Origin of the sequence: Chryseobacterium sp. Tr-659 (genome assembly GCF_011752975.1) — a bacterium.
In the GTDB taxonomy this organism is placed as follows: domain Bacteria; phylum Bacteroidota; class Bacteroidia; order Flavobacteriales; family Weeksellaceae; genus Chryseobacterium.
In genome coordinates, this window is sequence record NZ_VWWP01000010.1 from 115,134 (window position 1) to 131,951 (window position 16,818).

Sequence of the window (16,818 nt, forward strand, 5' to 3'; positions counted from 1 at the left end):
TTATCTGTGAGCTCTGCGGGAATTTTATTTTTTATTCAGGAGTGAGTAATATCATATCCATTGAAAATGGGTTGTTTCTATTTTTCGTACCTTTTTATTTAAAATAATTTTATGTTCTGGCCGGATACAATCAGTAAAAAATTAAGCATCAAATATCCTGTTATTCAGGCTCCGATGTTTGGCGTAAGCACACCGAAAATGACTGCAGCTGCAGCAAAAGCAGATTGTCTGGGATCATTGGCATTGGCAGATCTTTCTGCAGATCAGTCTGTGGAACTGATCAGAGAGACAAAGAAACTTACAGACAGGCCTTTTGCAACAAATATTTTTGTACACCACATTCCTGAAGTAACAGACACTTTAAGAGAGGAATTTGGTAAAGCAAAACAGTTTTTAGAGCAATTGGCGGCATCTCATCATATTGAAGTCAGGTTTCCGGATCTTGAAGATATTAAAGTAAACAGTTATCATGAACAGGTAGATGCAATAATTGAAGAAAACTGTAAAATGGTAAGCTTTACTTTCGGAAATCTGGATGATCAGAGTATTCAGAAATTAAAAGAAAGTGGAGCAACCTTGATTGGTACCTGTAATTCGGTAAAAGAAGCTTTGGCTCTGGAAAAATCAGGAATTGATATCATTTGTGTTCAGGGAATTGAGGCAGGAGGTCACAGAGGCACTTTTGAGACGGAATCTATTCCGCAGATCGGAGGAATGTCTCTATTATCACAGGTCTTCGATCAAGTAAGTGTTCCGTTGATCTATGCTGGCGGAATGTATAATGCGAGAACTTTATGCGCTGCAAAGGATTTAGGAGCTCAGGGGTTTCAGGTTGGAAGTCTTTTATTGGCTTCTCAGGAAAGTGCTTTGCAGCCTTTTGAAAAAGAAAGATTGAAAAAGGTAAAAGAAGAAGAAATTGTTCTGACGAAGAGTTTTTCCGGGCGATATGCCCGTGGAATTAATAATATTTATATTCAGGCTGTTGAAAATTCAGGATATATCTTACCATATCCCTATCAGAACAAACTTACAGGAGCTTTACGTAAGGCCGCAAAATCTCTTCAAAATTCAGAATTCGTTAATATTTGGGCGGGACAGTCTATTCAACATTACAGTGAGCAGTCAACAGAAGAAATTTTAAGACAGTTTATAGCGGATGCAGAAATTATTTAAATCAAAGCTGTTTGAACTTAACCACAAAGTCACAAACGTTTTTTATTTTTCAACACTTTAGCCCACTTTAGAAAGCTTAGAGAAATATCACACATTTAAGTTCACATATGATGAAAATCTTTGATTTTCAACAAGACTTTAGTGTACTTTTTTACACACAAAGCATTTAACTTAAATAGCTTAAGTGTTTAAAATGCTTTTGTGTCTTTTGTGGTCAAGTAAAAAAATTAAACATACTTATCTTTATAAAACAAGTGATATAAAAAAGCATTCCTTTAATTTTAAAAGAATGCTTTTTTATGAGTTGTATAAAGTTTCTATTTTGTAAGGTCCAGGCCACCAAAGTTTCCGGAACTCATCATCAAATAAACTCCATTCGTTTTATCCAGAGTATTCCAGTAGGCATGCAGATCTTCTGCATTGGTGAAAACTTTTAAATGGTTATTCTTGAATTTCTCTTTAATAAATTCAGGAGAAATAGGTTCCATTCTTTTGATCTTTAAAGCATCTTCGGAATAAAAGACTACTGCTTCATCAAGACCGTCCATTGCGTGGTCATATTGTTCCAGAAAAGCAGGATTTAAACTGGAATAAGTATGAAGTTCCAGGAACCCGTATTTCTTATCATTTTTAAATTGCTCTTTAAAAGCTTTTACCGCAGCTTTTACCTTGCTTGGTGCATGGGCGAAATCTTTATAAAGCGTTCCTTTATCTTCTCTTTCTACTTTTTCAAGACGTTTGGAGGCTCCTTTGAAGCTCATGATTGCTTCGTAGAAGTCTTCATCCATAATACCCAGCTGCTGGCAGATATGTCTTGCTCCTTCAAGGTTCAATAAATTATGGGCACCAAAAACAGAAAGCGGAACATCACCCATTTCTGTTTTTAAATATACTTTACCATTACTGATTTCGTATTCAGGAGTCTTGTATGGGATTTTTCTAAAATAATTCTCAGCATTGTCCACAACTTTTACCACTTCCGGATCTTCTTCATTATATACCAGAACTCCTCCAGCTGTAATACTTGCTACAAACTTTCTGAACTGGTCAATATAATCATCAAAGGTTTTGAAAACATTGATATGATCCCATGCAATACCGCTCATTAAAGCGATATTCGGCTGATATAATAAAAATTTCGAACGAAGATCAATAGGCGAGGAAAGGTATTCATCACCTTCCAAAACCATAAAGTCATTATCCTGAGTAAGTTTCACCATACAGTCAAAGCCTTCAAGCTGTGCTCCCACCATGAAATCTACATCTTTTTGATGGAAATTCAATACGTGAAGAATCATTGAGGTAATAGTTGTTTTACCATGAGAACCTGCAATAACCACTCTGGTTTTATTTTTTGACTGCTCGTACAGGAATTCAGGATAAGAATATATTTTCAGTCCCAGTTCTTTGGCTCTTGCCAGCTCAGGATTGTCCTGGTGGGCATGCATTCCAAGAATGACCGCATCAATGTCCGGAGTGATTTTTTCCGGGAACCAGCCCATTTCCTGAGGTAGGATTCCTTTCTTTTCCAATCTGGATTTTGAAGGTTCAAAAATAGCGTCATCAGAACCAGTCACCTGATATCCTTTATCTTTTAATGCTATGGCAAGATTATGCATGGCACTTCCGCCTATGGCAATGAAATGGGTTTTCAATTCTATTTACTTTTTTTTACATTAGTATTAATGATCTGCTGGAAAGCCTCGAGAATATTGTTCCAGTTGGTCTGATAATTCGGGATGATCAGACTGGCATCTGATTTACTGCCTTCATTAGGACCTTTCTTGATGTTGATGGAAGTTGAAATATTATCGTACAATTTTTTACGATCTTCCTGTATTCTTCTGAAGTTATTCTGAGAAAGAACCTGTTCCAGTTTCTTTAGATCTTCATTGGAAATTTTAAAATCCTGTTTGTATTTTTTTCCTTGTCCTTCAAAAGAATAATGTGCATTATTTCCTTTTATAAGCAGGTTTTCATATACGGGAGCAAAGCCTCCGCTTTTCGAATAGCTGATATCAAAATCCGAATATACCTTTTGGCTGTTGCATGAAACTAATACTATGATTGCGAATAAGATTCCAAGTATTTTGTTCATAATCTTTAATTTTACTTTAATTATTTGAGTCCTTTTGTTCTAATTTTTTAGCTTTAAGTTCTTCATCATAACTGTGTAATAGGTTGAAAGCTTCTGTCTGCTCAATGGCAGTCATAATTTTCAATAAGATTTCCGGTGCTTTTTCATTATCATAATCGATATCCAGAGGAGCTTTGAATTCCATGGTAGGTTTTACACCGGTAACCTTTACACGGAGTCCTTTTTTATCAAAGGCTCTTCTGAAGCCATTTATTTTGATAGGTATTACAATAGGACGCTGATTCTTTACGAGTTTGGCAGTTCCTCTTCGTCCCTGTGCAAAAGCTGAAGTAGTACCTTGAGGGAAAGTTGCTACCCAGCCATTGTCTAATGCCTTCATAATATTATCTACCTCGCTCATGTCTACCATTCTGTTGACATTTTTACCTTCTGCTCTCCAGGTTCTCTTTACAGTTACAGCTCCTGCAATTTTAAAAATTTTAGGAAGAATGCCTTTGTTCATGGTTTCTTCAGCTGCTACATAGTAAAAATCGATCTTGGGGTTCAAAAGGTAGATCGGGTTTTTTATAGTGTTCAAATATCCGTTATTTACTGCACAGAATGCATGGTACATTGCTGCTACATCTGCAAAGTAAGTCTGGTGGTTAGATACAAACAGTACGTTGGAGTCCGGCAGATCCACAAGGTGCTCTGTACCGGTTATCTTTAACTTATTAAAGCCGTTGAACCTTCTGTATGATACAACTCCTAAAATAAAAATAATAAACCTTTTCAAAAAATAAGGTGTACCGAATGCATCGGTGAAAATATTTTTCTTCGCCATTTTTCAATTAAACACGGTAGTGCAAAGTTACATTTTTTTCAGCAACTGACTGAATTCACTTAATATCATTGCTGTAGCACCCCAGATAATGTATCCGTTGAAATTGATAACAGGAACTTCATGCCCTCCCGCGCTGGGAAGAGCCATGATTTCAGGAGTATCAGACAGACTCAGGAATGAAGTAATAGGAAATTCAATGGTTTCTACTGCTTCTGTCTGTTGGAGGATAAAGGCCGGATTCTTTTTAGTATAGGAAATATAAGGATATACATAAAAATTGCTGGGAGGAATATAAATGGGAGACATTTCTCTGATAATCCTTACATAATGTTTATCTATCCCGATCTCTTCTGAAGTTTCCCGAACAGCAGTTTCTGCAAAATCCCTGTCCATTTCTTCGCGTTTACCGCCGGGGAGTGAGATTTGCCCGCTATGTCTGTCGTGCTCGTTGATCGTTCTCTGGATCAATGGAAAATACCACTCGTTGTTTTTCAGGTATAAAACGATATTGACAGCCGCAAATTTAGGGTTCTTTGCCAGTACTTCATCATAAGTGAAAACGGGGCGGTAGGGAGGGGAGAACACCCCATGAGCATGCTCACCGGGAAGCGATACGCTTTTTATCTTTCTCAATAAATCTTTTCCAAAACTTTCCATACTTCAAATTTAACAATATATCTTGAAGTAATAAGGGCCTTAACATATATTAACCTACTAGGAGATTGATTAAAAAAATGAAATGATTGGAAGAGGATGGAAATGCTGATTTTTTAATAATAAATTTTGCCATGAAACAGGATGGATACATCCCTGAAAAAGTAATCAACCTTTTGGCTTAGTAAAATTCCTTTGCAGTATTCTTAGTTTTCAACTCCCGGTTTTCTACGATAAATTTTCCGTATTTTTCCCTAACTGAAACCCATGACCGCCTAAAACGGTAAACAGTGACATTCAGAACTGTAAACCGTGACTTTTGAAATTTACTCTTTGCCCGTGGTTTTTCATTTTGATATACAGTATACCTTTGTCTGACTATTAACCAATTAATTTTTACTAAGATGAAAAATTTACTTACAGGTGTACTTACACTATTCGCCATGAGTTTCGGCTTCGCTCAGTTTAATATTGATGTGACTACCCAAACAGGAAACTTGAATGCTGCTACTGTAGACCAGACAGGTCTATTGAATATTAACTCTCTTACACAGACTGGGAATCGTAATACCGCTGATATTGATCAGGTAGGTATTTTAAACGTCAATACTGCAAAAAGTACAGGAAACAGAAACTCTGTAGATGTAGATCAGGTGGGTATAGGAAACTCAAATGAGGTAACCCAGGTGGGAAATAGAAACTCTGCTTCAACATGGCAGCTCGGATTGTTTAATTCTACAGAACAAACTCAGATTGGAAGAAGAAATGATGCTTCTTCAGTACAGGTCGGTATTGGTAATGCTGTCGTTCAGTATCAGGATGGAAGAAGAAATGAGGCTTCAGCTATTCAGGCAGGAAGTAATAATACAGCGTATCAGGTTCAGCTAGGAAGAAGAAATGAAGCAAGCGGCGTTCAGGTAGGTTCAGGTAATTTACTAGTTCAGTATCAGGATGGTAATGATAACACTGCAACTAATGCCCAGGCTGGTAATAACAACGTAGCAGCTTCTGTTCAGATGGGAAATGATAATACTTCCGTAGGAATACAGGCTGGTAACAGCAACCAGCTTTATCAGGTCCAGTTAGGAAACTCCAATACGGCCATTGACCTTCAGATGGGTAACGGTAACTTTACCTGGGTAACTCAGACTGGTGATTCTCATATTCACCTTGGAACTCAGATGGGTAATGCTAACTCTATGATTGTGAATCAGTCCAATTAAGAAGCCCTGAAACATACTGTAAATCTTAGAAATTGTAAGGGAGAAACTACAGGTTTCTCCTTTTTTAGCTTCCAGCCGGAATATACCCGGAAACCATGATTTTATATCAGTACCTGCTGGATGTGTTTTCTCCGGTTTACGATTAGTGTACCTTTAATAAAAAAAATAATGCCATGTTTACCTTGAGATGGAGTGTCTTTGCTCTTTTTGCATTATTGCCTTTACAAGCACAGGAAATTGACTGGGATAAGATCAACAGCAATACAGTCTTTAATCTTATACTTAGACAGAATCTCGATCAGAGATCTTCTTATTCCAATATCATTCAGATGGGTAATTATAACAATGCTGAACTTTCTCTTAATGCCAGAACTAATATCGTTGTAAAACAGCTGGGAGACTTTAATACGCTTTATTTTGTCAACTCATTTACAGATAAAGAAACAAAAGCTGCCGTTACTGCACAAGGAAACAACAATATTATTGATGTTACGGGAAGCAACAGTATTTCAAATGGAATGCAGATCAATGTAAAAGGAGATAATAGAACGGTTTTCATGAGAAATTATTAAAACACATGTGATGAAGCTTTTATATTCCCTCAGCCTGAACACTTTTTTTATCTTCCTGTCTGTATGGTTGTATGGGCAGGATGATAAAAAAGTAAATGCGAAGATCGAAAGCAGCATTCTTGAGAATCAGATCAGATTGAAAGCTATCGTAATGAATAATACGGCTGTTTACAAAGAACTGAATTATCTTCTCGTTTCCATTAAAAAGGGCAGTGGAGGAAATCTCTCCAACAATCAGCAAAGCGGTAAATTTTCCGTCAATCCTAATGAAGTAAAAGTACTGTCAGAAATCAGTGTAAACTTGGAATCAAAAGATGCCCTGAAAGCATTTCTTTATATCAGAGATGAAGAAACTCAAAAGTTAGTAGCAAAAGACAGTCTTGAACTCAACAGTGATCTTTTTAAAAAGAAAACAGCTAAGATCGAGGAGGATGCCGCTTATGAACTCAGAGGACTTACAATTGATGAAACCAAAACCAAGGTCGGGAAAGACTTTTATGATATGTTTTATATGCAGTATAGTCAGCTTCCTGATAAAAGCAGTAGTGCTGTTACTATTACTGAACTCCCTCTTCGCGGAACAAGCGGTCAGATCAATATTCAGATTGATGATAAAATTATTTACAGTTTTATGACCAATCCGGGGGAAGATTATCTCAATGAACAGCTGGCTTTCAGTTTAAAATACATCAAAGAATTTAATGCAAAGAAAAACCTCATTAAAAATGAATTTATCTATTAAAAATGTCCGCCATGAAAACGTTTACCATTATTTTGAGCTTTATTGCTGGTATTTTCTACGGAAAATCTCAGCAGCTCGTCTATAAGCCTGTAAACCCGGCTTTCGGAGGAGATACTTTCAATTATCAATGGCTTTTAAGTTCAGCCAATGCACAAAATCAGTTTGATCAAAAAAACGATTACAGTAATTTACTGGATAAGGTAAATTCCCTCGACAGTTTCACCCAAAGCCTCAACAGGCAGGTGCTCAGCCAGCTTTCCCAAAAGCTTTTTGAACAGCAGTTCGGAGATGGAAATATAAAACCCGGAAACTATCTCTTCGGATCACTTTATTTACAGATTACCAATACCAATCAGGGACTTTTAATCAATATTTTGGATACCAGCAATGGCGATCAGTCCGAGATCGTAATTCCGAAATAGGAAAATAATCAAAAAAATAGACTTACCATGAGAACCTATACTTACACCAGAATCTTTTTCTGTAGTTTCCTGCTATGTGTTTTGCAGGCTTGTAGTTCGATCTTTGGCTTACCCTCGGATCCCGAAAAGCCAACGATGGGGGAGGTTACCTCCTCTACCGCAGAATTGAAAAATCTCCCTCTGCCCAAAGAGAAGATTGTAATAGGCGTTTATAAGTTCAGAGATCAGACAGGCCAGTATAAACCCTCCGAAAATGGCAATAACTGGAGTACGGCTGTACCGCAAGGAACTACCACTATTCTTATCAAAGCATTGGAAGACAGTCATTGGTTTATCCCGATTGAAAGGGAAAACATTGCGAACCTTCTCAATGAAAGACAAATCATCCGATCCACAAGACAAGAATATATAAAAGATTCGGATAAAAACAATCAGTCCCTGCCGCCACTTCTGTATGCCGGAATTCTTCTGGAAGGCGGCGTCATCTCTTACGACAGCAATATTCTGACCGGCGGACTTGGAGCAAGATATTTCGGAATCGGAGCATCTACACAATATCGTCAGGATAGGATTACCATTTACCTTCGTGCTGTTTCTACTCTTAACGGGGAAATTCTTAAAACAGTATATACTTCCAAAACAATTCTTTCCACCAGTGTAAACGGAAGCTTTTTCAGGTATATTGATACCGAAAGACTTCTGGAAGCAGAGGTAGGATTAACCCAGAACGAACCCGTGCAGCTTGCCGTAACCGAAGCCATTGAAAAAGCCGTAAAATCGCTTATTGTAGAAGGGATCAGAGATAAAATATGGGGGAAAGCAGTGGACGACACCAATGGTTATCAGGCTTTGATCAATGAATACAACAGAGAACAGGAACAAAATAACGGAAGAGTGATAGGCGGAAGATTTCCTGAAAACTACAGGCAGAAAATGTCCGTGTTTGCTAATGTTGAAGCACAAAAGGTGAGAGATGATTATGTGAATGCAAAAATGAATGTAGGAGGAAAAGTGGGTGTTAAGTATTTTCTTAATCCCTATTTTAATGTTGAGGTTAACGGCAGTTATTTTACCCTTGAAAATGAAAATATTGTGAAAAGGAGTTATTTCGGTCCTGAAGTTAACCTGGAATATATTCTTTTCCCTAAATATAAATTCAGCCCCTACATTTACGGTGGAGCAGGAGCAATGTATTCGAAATATAAGCCTCAATATAAAGGTCAGTTCGGGGGCGGTTTTGAATATATGGCTGGTCACAACGTTTCACTGAGAGCTTCAGCTCAATATGATCTCGGTTTCAAAGATAACTGGGAAGGCCTTGTTAACGGAAAAAGGAAAGATCAGGCCTTACGTTTCGCTTTAGGAATCAATTTTTACCTTGGAAACAAATAAAAACACGAATTATGAAAACTTTAATAAAAATACTCAGCATATTCATCTTTGCTTTTTGTCTGTTTTCATGTAATGAAGATCTTGTAGAACAGGCTCAGACAGGAATATTAAAAGGAAAAGTAGTAAAAAGAGGAAGCAATGTGCCTATCCCTAATGTAAAAATTTTTACAACTCCCACCACACAAACCGTTTTTAGCGGTACAGACGGTTCTTTTGAGATCGATGCCATGCCCGTTGGGAATTATTCTGTAAAGGCAGAGCTTTCAGGATATATTACCAATTTTCAGGCGGTTAATATACAGAATCAGAATCAGATGGTAACCGTTGTCTTTGAAATGAATGACGATACATCATTGAATTCTCCTCCCACTACACCGCAACTCCTAAGTCCGATAGATAATGCGGTAAACCAGCCCCTAAGTGTTGAATTAACCTGGAGCGCAACAGATCCGGATACAACGGATGTTTTAAAGTACAGTTTGACAATTAAAAATAATCTTGACACTAACGTGATTCAGGTTAATGATTTGACAGCTAATCATTATACGCTTTCAAATCTGAAGTTTGGTGTAAGTTACTTCTGGCAGGTGTCTGTTTCGGACGGCATTCACCAGCCAGTTTTAAGCTCTATCAGCAAATTTACAACCAATACGGTTCCGGCTAACCGATATCATTATGTGCAGAAACAGAACGGGAATTTTGTGATCTTATCCAGCAATGCCCAGGGAACCAGCTTCCAGTTTACAGACTCATCCTACAACAGCTGGCGGCCAAGAATGAATAATAATGCCGGTCTCATTGCATTTCTGCGTACAGAAGGGGGAAGCACTCATATCTATACAGCCAATCCGGACGGTTCCAATCCTTTTAAAGTAACCACAGTTCCCGTAGCTGGCTTTAATAATTATGAAATGGATTTTGCCTGGAGTACCAACGGTAAAGAACTTATTTATTCCAATTTTAATAAACTGTACAGGATTAATAAAGACGGAAGCGGTTTGACACTGGTTTATACAACTCCGGACGGAAGCATGATCTCAGAATGTGATTGGAGTTATGACGGAAGCAGGATCGCTTTAAAAACCAATGATTACAGCGGATACAATACGAAAATTTATATCATAGATACCGTAGGAAATGTTCTAAAAACTGTATTGTCCGGATCTGCAGGTGCAAGTGGCGGTGTTAATTTTTCAGTAGACGGTCAGCTTCTTCTGTTTACCCGTGATGTTTCAGGATATCAGGATGGAAGCGGAAATTACCGTCAGCTGGATTCCCATATTTTTATTTATAATCTGGTTACTGATACAGTTACCGACATTTCAACAGTAAGCGAAAAGGCTATGGGAACAAATGATCTTGATCCGAGGTTCTCTCCTAATAATGCTCAGGTGATCTTTATGAATACTTCCAATGATAATATTTCTCAAAAAAATATCATGGTAATAGACTTGAATAGCAGTCTCACAGATCTTACAAGGTCTGCACTATTCAGCAACGGAGAAATGCCGGATTATGAATAGAGAAGCCTGGAGTTAAAGTTTTGGATTAAGGATTTGGAGAAGAGATATAATTTGGGAACATGAATCCATAATGTGATGGGTGCCAAATATAGAATTATTGATTTGAATAGTTATAGTTAAAGGTTTAAAGTTTAGTAATGTGATTATTATTTAGTTTCTTACTTCAAATCCTGATTCCTGAACATTAATTCTTATAATAGAGTTGCCCGCCTGGTTTCGCCCCATCTATAAAAAATCAGGCACAAAAAAATTCCAGACTGCAAGGTTTGGAATTTTTTGTGTTCTTCAGGTTGTGGGATTTTTTTCAGTCGATAATATGATTTTCTATGGCATATTTTACAATTCCAACGGAATTTTTTGCGTTGAGTTTCAAAAGAATTCTTTTTCTGTGGGTTTCTACCGTATTGATGCTGATAAAAAGTTTTTCGGAGATATCTTTGCTGCTGTATCCGTCACAGATAAGTTTAAGAATTTCCATTTCGCGGCGGGTAAGCGGATCTTTAATATGGAGATTTTGTTTTCCTTGTTCGTGGCTGATGAAACTGATCATTCTTTCTTTCGCATGATCACAGATATAGATCTCATTAAGTAGCAATGCATTAATGGATTTAAGGAATTCATCATATTTGCAGTTTTTGTCCAGATAACTTTTAATGCCTTTGTTGAAAAGCTTCCGGATATCGGTCACATCATAGCAGTTTCCGATGACAATAATCTTGGTATTCTCGTGTTGAGAAATAATGTTTTCTACCAATTTGTACAGTTCTGTGAGCATGAGCATGTTAGAGCTCATCACAAGAATCTCGGGAGGTTCATCTTTTAAATGTTTGGAAAGGGTTTCTAGAGAATTACAGATGTCAATTGTGCTGAAAATTTTGCTTTGTGTAAGCAGTTTTGATAACCCTTCAGTATATAACATGGGTTCATCAAAAATAGTCAATCTTGGCTTCATCATGGTTGGTTTTGTTTATATAAAAATATAAAAAAAACTTTACATTTTGAATTAAATTGTTATAAATTTTCATTTTTTAATATTTATTTAATCAATATAATGTTGTTTTTATTGATTATTCTTTAAATAATTCTCTTTTTGTGGAGTTTTGAATGGAAAAATTAGACTTATTGTTGTTTAAATGTAGTATTAATGGCTGTTATCGGATTGTTTTTTGTTGTAGTAAATTATTTAACTAACATAATGGGGATATGCTTAACCGGAAAATTAACCGAATTGGCAATGAAACAAAATTCATGCGCTTTATGATGAAGTTGCTCTGCTTTCTCAATCATTGATTCTTCGGCAACCGTTACCTGAGGATGTAAAGTTACTTCGGTGAAATGACCGCTGCCATTCGTTGTTTCTGCCATTATACCTGTGGCTTCATCTGTGTATTCTGTAACAATAATGCCGGCTTCAGAACAAAAATGAAGATACCATAGCATATGACAGGAAGAAATTGACGATAAAAACATTTCCTCAGGGTTATATTTGGTTTTGTCCCCGCGGAAAGCCGGATCAGAAGAGCCTTCAATCTTTACTTTGTTTTCTGCTGAAATAATGTGGCTTCTTTCATATTCTCTGTAACCGCTTGTTCCCGTTCCTTCATTTCCTGTCCATTGAACAGTGATTTTGTAATGGTGGTTTTTCATGTTATAAAATGAATCAATTGGGTTTAGCCCAAACCTGCAATCAGGAATCAGCTTTTTAATGATTATGTTTTGACTAAAATAATAAAAAAAACCTCCAGCTCAGCTGAAGGTTTGAATTTTGTCTTAATTAGAAAATTCTATCAATTCTTCTTTTTTGGAATTGTAGATTTTGTATTCTAAATATTTAAAAGAATCCCTTGGAACAATGGTTACCCATTTTTTGTATTTCATAAACCATTTCATCTGGATACTTTTAATACCTTTTGTTAAATAGGCTTCTACAAACGGGTGTACATGCAGATAAATTTTTCCTTTTTCTTTCTGCAGGATATTTCTTAAGGTTTCACCCATTCTTTCCACGATGACAATCGGAGCTACAATCTCTCCGTCTTTGTTCGGGTTTTCTTCTTTGGTATCGATCTGTTTTTCCGGACGGTTTCTTTGTCTGGTGATCTGAATCAGACCGAATTTACTTGGAGGAAGAATTTTGTGACGGGCTTTGTCACGCTTCATTTCCTCTCTAAGATGTTCATAAAGATCTCTTCTGTGATCAGAATTCGGCATATCTATGAAATCGATTACGATGATACCTCCCATGTCGCGGAGGCGAAGTTGTCTTGCGATCTCAGTAGCGGCCATTTTGTTCACTTTCAGTGCATGCTCTTTATTGACAGCGGTCCCGGTTGTAATATTGTTTCCGGAGTTGACATCAACAACGTGAAGTGCCTCTGTGTGTTCAATAACAAGATAAGCGCCTTTGGAACTCGGAATGTTTACGTGTTTTCCGAAGCTCTGTTTAAGCTGTTTTTCAACATTGTAATATTCCAGAAGTGGAATATGAGAATCATAAAACTGGACAATATTTTTCTTTTCAGGAGCAATAACTTCTATGTAGTTTTTCATTTCGTTCACCATCTGTTCATCGTCACAAATGATATTTACGAAGTCCTGATTAAAATTGTCTCTCAAAATAGCTGAAGCTTTGTCTTCTTCGCTTAAAACTTTGGACGGGACTTTATTTCTCTGGATATTTTTAAAAGTGCTTTCCCATTTCTGAACCAATTGATTCATGTCATTATGGAGATCAGCTACTTTCTTACCTTCCGCTACCGTTCTGATAATAACTCCGAATCCTTCCGGTTTGATACTATCAATAAGGGTTCTGAGTCTTTCTTTTTCCTCCGAGCTTCTGATCTTTTTGGAAATTGAAACTTTATTGTCGAAAGGAATTAGAACCAGGAAACGTCCTGTAAGTGAAATCTGGGTAGAAATCCTGGGACCTTTTGTAGAGATAGGTTCCTTGGTAATCTGCAATAAAACAACATCGTCTTTTGCAATTACTTTATCTACCGTTCCGTTTTTGTCTATTTCGGGTTGTATCTCGAAATTCTTTAAGCTTGAAGTGCTTTGTTTCTTAGAAATAGTATCTCTTAAAAACTTTCTGTATGTAAGATACTGAGGCCCCAGATCCTGGTAATGCAGAAAGGCATCTTTATCATATCCGATATTAACGAATGCCGCATTCAGATTAGGTGCCAGTTTTTTTACTTTTCCTATAAACAGATCTCCAACTATAAAATCGCTTTTGTCTTCTTGCTCATGAAGTTCACATAGTCTTCCGTCTTCCAGCAGGGCAATCTTTGTAAGATCATCTTCATGCGAAACTATTAGTTCTTTCTTCATTTTGTTATAAGATAAAATTGTTAAGATTATAGGAGTTGGATGTTGTTCTCGATTAATTCATCTATTAAATATAATAATTTTGAATGAAAACCATTATATGTTTGTTAAAATAATATTTGAAACCATCCGTTTTCCGCGGAATCTTATAGTTGCAAACAAAAATATAGTTAGTGAACTTTAGAAATTTAAATCCACCAACTATATTATTATATTGTAAATCTCGAGAAGAGGAGATTATTTTTTCTTATGTCTGTTTGCTCTTCTTCTTTTCTTTCTTTTGTGAGTTGCAACCTTGTGTCTTTTTCTTTTCTTTCCGCTTGGCATAATTTTAATTTTTTAGTAACTAGTTAATATTCAGTTAATGTTCTTATTTTACTGCAACTTTAGTTTTTACTTTCTCAACAAAAGATTTTGAAGGTTTGAAAGCAGGAATGTTATGAGCAGGAATCTCAATTGCAGTGTTTTTAGAAATATTTCTTCCTGTTTTAGCAGCTCTTGTTTTAATGATAAAAGATCCAAAACCTCTTAGATAAACGTTATCCCCATTATACATAGAAGTTCTGATCTCCTGCATAAAAGCTTCTACAACTTTCTGTGTTTCATTCTTTTCTGTTCCCAATTTATTTGAGATGGTGTTTACCAATTCTGCCTTTGTCATTTCCTTATTTTAATTTTAAATTTTAGGTGTGCAAATTTAGTTAAAAAAATTGAATACTAGCAAATTAGTGGCAAAATATTTTTATTCAAAGAGTTGGAGTTTTAATGTATACACTATATTAAGCTTGGCTTAAAATAATTTAACAATTTAATAATGTAGCGGTATAGCTGTGCAGAATCGCGAAAAAAAAATCTTAGAAAAATAGGGGTGAGGGTAGATGTAACCTGATATTTCTCATCCCGAAAATTTATTTAAAGACCAGATTAAAGGCTGGAATTATAATATCCGTTTTCCACGCAAAAGCGGATCAGGTGAAGTTTTGTCTTCAATCCCAGTTTTTCAGTAAGGCGGTTGATATACGTATCAATTGTTCTTGTACTGAGGTTTAATTTTTCCGCGATTTCCTTATTACTGAAGCCTTCATAGCAGAACCTCATCAGTTGTATCTCCGCCGGTGAAAGTTCTTCCTGCCCCTTTTTCTGCCTGTCCATATACTCCTGTACGGCAAGAGGCTGCTGTTCCCATTCTTTAGAGTAAGCGTGATAATCAAAATCTTCAGAGGCAATACTTCCCTTGATGATATCCTTTATAATAGTACTTTTTTTCTGGCAGTAATAGATATTAGGTATCTTCGAAAGAATTTCGGCCATATCTTCCTGATAGGTTCCAGAATACGTAATAATAGGAGTTTCGGTGTTGTTTTTCCTGATGTATTTAATAGCTTCAATACCGCTTAATACCGGCATAAACAGCTCAATAATGAACACGTCTTCCTGTCTTCTGTAGATTCTGTTCACAAGCTCGTGCCCGTTGTTACAGTCGTTCAGAAGCATATAAAATGGATTTTCCATCAGTGTTTTGATCATTATTTTCTTAAAATAAAAATCACTGTCAGCAATAGAAAAACGTACGGTATTAGATAATATTTTACTCATTTTTAATATCGATTTGGCGCATGATATTTAAAATTCAGAGGCCTAATTTATGAAAAACTTATTAAAGAGAAAACTAATATTGTCTTATTCAGGGTTTTCACGAATTTGGCCTGGGGAAATTACGTATTGTGCATGATTTTTTTTTTTTATATTTTCACAGGCCAAACAAATCGCAAATTTATGTCTTCTAACAGGGAAAAAAAATTAAACAAATCTGACGTCAGAACAGGCATTTGGAAGTTTATTCTTTCTTTTGTTGTTTTATCGGTGGTGTCCTTTGCGTGTCTGTTTCTCTTCTTCAAGAGTTATGATATACAGCGTGAAGGAATCAGCAGAGATGCTGAAGCCTATAAAGAATTGATGCTCAGAAGCGACGTACTGAAAAATCACGTTGAAGAAATCTACGACAAAATGAGCCAGCTTAGTATCAATAAGGTGGAGAATGAAGTATTCCTCAGAACCAGTATTATGGATAACGTGAGGGATGCTAAAAATATTATGGGCAAAGACAGCATTCAGAACTTTAAGCATTATGCCGTACTGATGAAACAGATTATACCCATGATGAATCTGAAAGCCAAGATTATTGAAGTAGAATATCAGAAGAAGACCGCAAGAAGGGATCTGGATGAATGTATGGGTAAAGTAGACCGGGCCAACAGTGAGCTTAGAAAAGACCCTACAAGAAATTTCACAGGAAGTAAAAGAAGAAGATAAAAAGAATAGATATGCAAGGACAAATCACATTATCTAAAAAGGAAAGGCATTATCAGTTTTTTTATTTAATACTGATGCTGATAACTGCCATGTTATTTTTGGGAGTTATCTTTTTAAAAGGTTTTGTATCCCCGTTTTCTGATGAAGATGTAAGAGGAATTCAGAATCTTGAACAGAAAGCCGAATTTGAACAACATCAGAAAATCGTTTTGCCGATCATGGACAGTACCTATACCATGATTACTAAACTTACCAACGAAGCTCCACAGCCTTTTGTGGAAAATAATATACAGGTGGGAATTAATGATCTCAACAGTTATTTTAATGGGAACGACGTTATTGATATCAGAAAAGATGCTTATCCCCAGATTGCAAGATTTTACAAAATGTATTTTGAGGATAAGAAAGTGATTTCTACCACCACAGAAGATATCAAAATATTTGAAAAACAGATCGAAGACTGCAGAATCGGATTTAAAGATAAGCAGAATAAGCTTTATGAGCGTGAAAAAGATCTGAAAGCAAGAATGCAGTAGCGAAAAATACTTAGGAACTA

Annotated in this window: 18 protein-coding genes; 9 read left to right on the forward strand and 9 right to left on the reverse strand. The window is 36.3% G+C overall.

Annotation, left to right across the window (positions count from 1 at the left end):
- Positions 1–111: 111 nt before the first annotated feature.
- Positions 112–1,173, forward strand: coding sequence for an NAD(P)H-dependent flavin oxidoreductase (locus F3J23_RS19090; protein WP_167032715.1), 1,062 nt, complete (start codon positions 112–114; stop codon positions 1,171–1,173).
- A 317-nt stretch (positions 1,174–1,490) separates the two neighbouring features.
- Here F3J23_RS19090 and F3J23_RS19095 read toward each other — a convergent pair whose 3' ends face one another.
- The 4 genes from F3J23_RS19095 to F3J23_RS19110 are packed head-to-tail and all read right to left on the reverse strand — an operon-like array spanning position 1,491 to position 4,751.
- Positions 1,491–2,828, reverse strand: coding sequence for a UDP-N-acetylmuramate--L-alanine ligase (locus tag F3J23_RS19095; protein ID WP_167032717.1), 1,338 nt, complete (start codon positions 2,826–2,828; stop codon positions 1,491–1,493).
- Between the two features lie 2 nt (positions 2,829–2,830).
- Positions 2,831–3,271, reverse strand: coding sequence for a hypothetical protein (locus F3J23_RS19100; RefSeq protein WP_167032719.1), 441 nt, complete (start codon positions 3,269–3,271; stop codon positions 2,831–2,833).
- Between the two features lie 16 nt (positions 3,272–3,287).
- Positions 3,288–4,094, reverse strand: coding sequence for a lysophospholipid acyltransferase family protein (locus F3J23_RS19105; protein ID WP_167032721.1), 807 nt, complete (start codon positions 4,092–4,094; stop codon positions 3,288–3,290).
- Positions 4,095–4,121: 27 nt separating this feature from the next.
- On the reverse strand, positions 4,122–4,751 hold the full coding sequence (locus F3J23_RS19110; protein ID WP_167032723.1) for an NUDIX hydrolase: 630 nt from the start codon (positions 4,749–4,751) through the stop codon (positions 4,122–4,124).
- A gap of 401 nt (positions 4,752–5,152) precedes the next feature.
- Here F3J23_RS19110 and F3J23_RS19115 point away from each other — a divergent pair, with 401 nt between their 5' ends.
- The 6 genes from F3J23_RS19115 (at position 5,153) to F3J23_RS19140 (ending at position 10,622) form a co-directional block, all read left to right on the forward strand.
- Positions 5,153–5,971 (forward strand): hypothetical protein, encoded by an 819-nt coding sequence (locus tag F3J23_RS19115; RefSeq protein WP_167032725.1) that lies wholly within the window; start codon positions 5,153–5,155, stop codon positions 5,969–5,971.
- Between the two features lie 173 nt (positions 5,972–6,144).
- Positions 6,145–6,543 (forward strand): hypothetical protein, encoded by a 399-nt coding sequence (locus F3J23_RS19120; RefSeq protein WP_167032727.1) that lies wholly within the window; start codon positions 6,145–6,147, stop codon positions 6,541–6,543.
- A 10-nt stretch (positions 6,544–6,553) separates the two neighbouring features.
- The gene (gene csgH, locus F3J23_RS19125; protein WP_167032729.1) at positions 6,554–7,285 is read left to right on the forward strand and encodes a curli-like amyloid fiber formation chaperone CsgH; all 732 of its coding nucleotides are present in this window, start codon (positions 6,554–6,556) and stop codon (positions 7,283–7,285) included.
- Positions 7,286–7,296: 11 nt separating this feature from the next.
- Entirely contained in the window at positions 7,297–7,707 is a 411-nt protein-coding gene (locus tag F3J23_RS19130) for a curli production assembly/transport component CsgF (protein ID WP_167032731.1), read from the forward strand.
- A 27-nt stretch (positions 7,708–7,734) separates the two neighbouring features.
- A complete protein-coding gene (locus F3J23_RS19135) occupies positions 7,735–9,099 on the forward strand; it encodes a CsgG/HfaB family protein (RefSeq protein WP_167032733.1) in 1,365 nt (454 codons plus the stop codon).
- Between the two features lie 11 nt (positions 9,100–9,110).
- Complete coding sequence (locus F3J23_RS19140; RefSeq protein ID WP_167032735.1) at positions 9,111–10,622, forward strand: carboxypeptidase-like regulatory domain-containing protein; 1,512 nt, start codon at positions 9,111–9,113, stop codon at positions 10,620–10,622.
- Positions 10,623–10,926: 304 nt separating this feature from the next.
- Here F3J23_RS19140 and F3J23_RS19145 read toward each other — a convergent pair whose 3' ends face one another.
- The 5 genes from F3J23_RS19145 to F3J23_RS19165 all read right to left on the reverse strand — a co-directional run bounded on the left by F3J23_RS19145 (position 10,927) and on the right by F3J23_RS19165 (position 15,545).
- A complete protein-coding gene (locus F3J23_RS19145) occupies positions 10,927–11,577 on the reverse strand; it encodes a response regulator transcription factor (RefSeq protein WP_228455383.1) in 651 nt (216 codons plus the stop codon).
- Positions 11,578–11,801: 224 nt separating this feature from the next.
- Positions 11,802–12,269, reverse strand: coding sequence for an OsmC family protein (locus tag F3J23_RS19150; protein WP_167032737.1), 468 nt, complete (start codon positions 12,267–12,269; stop codon positions 11,802–11,804).
- Between the two features lie 123 nt (positions 12,270–12,392).
- Positions 12,393–13,952, reverse strand: a complete 1,560-nt coding sequence (locus F3J23_RS19155) for a ribonuclease E/G (protein WP_167032739.1) — start codon at positions 13,950–13,952, stop codon at positions 12,393–12,395.
- 367 nt (positions 13,953–14,319) lie between these two features.
- On the reverse strand, positions 14,320–14,610 hold the full coding sequence (locus tag F3J23_RS19160) for an HU family DNA-binding protein (protein WP_002984212.1): 291 nt from the start codon (positions 14,608–14,610) through the stop codon (positions 14,320–14,322).
- Positions 14,611–14,873: 263 nt separating this feature from the next.
- Complete coding sequence (locus F3J23_RS19165) at positions 14,874–15,545, reverse strand: response regulator transcription factor (RefSeq protein ID WP_167032741.1); 672 nt, start codon at positions 15,543–15,545, stop codon at positions 14,874–14,876.
- Positions 15,546–15,725: 180 nt separating this feature from the next.
- Here F3J23_RS19165 and tssO point away from each other — a divergent pair, with 180 nt between their 5' ends.
- Positions 15,726–16,262 (forward strand): type VI secretion system TssO, encoded by a 537-nt coding sequence (gene tssO, locus F3J23_RS19170; RefSeq protein WP_167032743.1) that lies wholly within the window; start codon positions 15,726–15,728, stop codon positions 16,260–16,262.
- A gap of 11 nt (positions 16,263–16,273) precedes the next feature.
- Positions 16,274–16,798 (forward strand): type VI secretion system transmembrane protein TssO, encoded by a 525-nt coding sequence (locus tag F3J23_RS19175; protein ID WP_167032745.1) that lies wholly within the window; start codon positions 16,274–16,276, stop codon positions 16,796–16,798.
- Positions 16,799–16,818 lie beyond the last annotated feature (20 nt).

Bases quoted from the DNA above. Each gene is read 5' to 3' on its own strand.
- F3J23_RS19090 (WP_167032715.1), top strand. From the start codon at position 112: ATGTTCTGGCCGGATACAATCAGTAAAAAATTAAGCATCAAATATCCT.
- F3J23_RS19100 (WP_167032719.1), bottom strand. From the start codon at position 3,271: ATGAACAAAATACTTGGAATCTTATTCGCAATCATAGTATTAGTTTCA.
- F3J23_RS19105 (WP_167032721.1), bottom strand. From the start codon at position 4,094: ATGGCGAAGAAAAATATTTTCACCGATGCATTCGGTACACCTTATTTT.
- F3J23_RS19110 (WP_167032723.1), bottom strand. From the start codon at position 4,751: ATGGAAAGTTTTGGAAAAGATTTATTGAGAAAGATAAAAAGCGTATCG.
- F3J23_RS19115 (WP_167032725.1), top strand. From the start codon at position 5,153: ATGAAAAATTTACTTACAGGTGTACTTACACTATTCGCCATGAGTTTC.
- F3J23_RS19120 (WP_167032727.1), top strand. From the start codon at position 6,145: ATGTTTACCTTGAGATGGAGTGTCTTTGCTCTTTTTGCATTATTGCCT.
- csgH (WP_167032729.1), top strand. From the start codon at position 6,554: ATGAAGCTTTTATATTCCCTCAGCCTGAACACTTTTTTTATCTTCCTG.
- F3J23_RS19130 (WP_167032731.1), top strand. From the start codon at position 7,297: ATGAAAACGTTTACCATTATTTTGAGCTTTATTGCTGGTATTTTCTAC.
- F3J23_RS19135 (WP_167032733.1), top strand. From the start codon at position 7,735: ATGAGAACCTATACTTACACCAGAATCTTTTTCTGTAGTTTCCTGCTA.
- F3J23_RS19140 (WP_167032735.1), top strand. From the start codon at position 9,111: ATGAAAACTTTAATAAAAATACTCAGCATATTCATCTTTGCTTTTTGT.
- F3J23_RS19145 (WP_228455383.1), bottom strand. From the start codon at position 11,577: ATGATGAAGCCAAGATTGACTATTTTTGATGAACCCATGTTATATACT.
- F3J23_RS19150 (WP_167032737.1), bottom strand. From the start codon at position 12,269: ATGAAAAACCACCATTACAAAATCACTGTTCAATGGACAGGAAATGAA.
- F3J23_RS19155 (WP_167032739.1), bottom strand. From the start codon at position 13,952: ATGAAGAAAGAACTAATAGTTTCGCATGAAGATGATCTTACAAAGATT.
- F3J23_RS19160 (WP_002984212.1), bottom strand. From the start codon at position 14,610: ATGACAAAGGCAGAATTGGTAAACACCATCTCAAATAAATTGGGAACA.
- F3J23_RS19165 (WP_167032741.1), bottom strand. From the start codon at position 15,545: ATGAGTAAAATATTATCTAATACCGTACGTTTTTCTATTGCTGACAGT.
- tssO (WP_167032743.1), top strand. From the start codon at position 15,726: ATGTCTTCTAACAGGGAAAAAAAATTAAACAAATCTGACGTCAGAACA.
- F3J23_RS19175 (WP_167032745.1), top strand. From the start codon at position 16,274: ATGCAAGGACAAATCACATTATCTAAAAAGGAAAGGCATTATCAGTTT.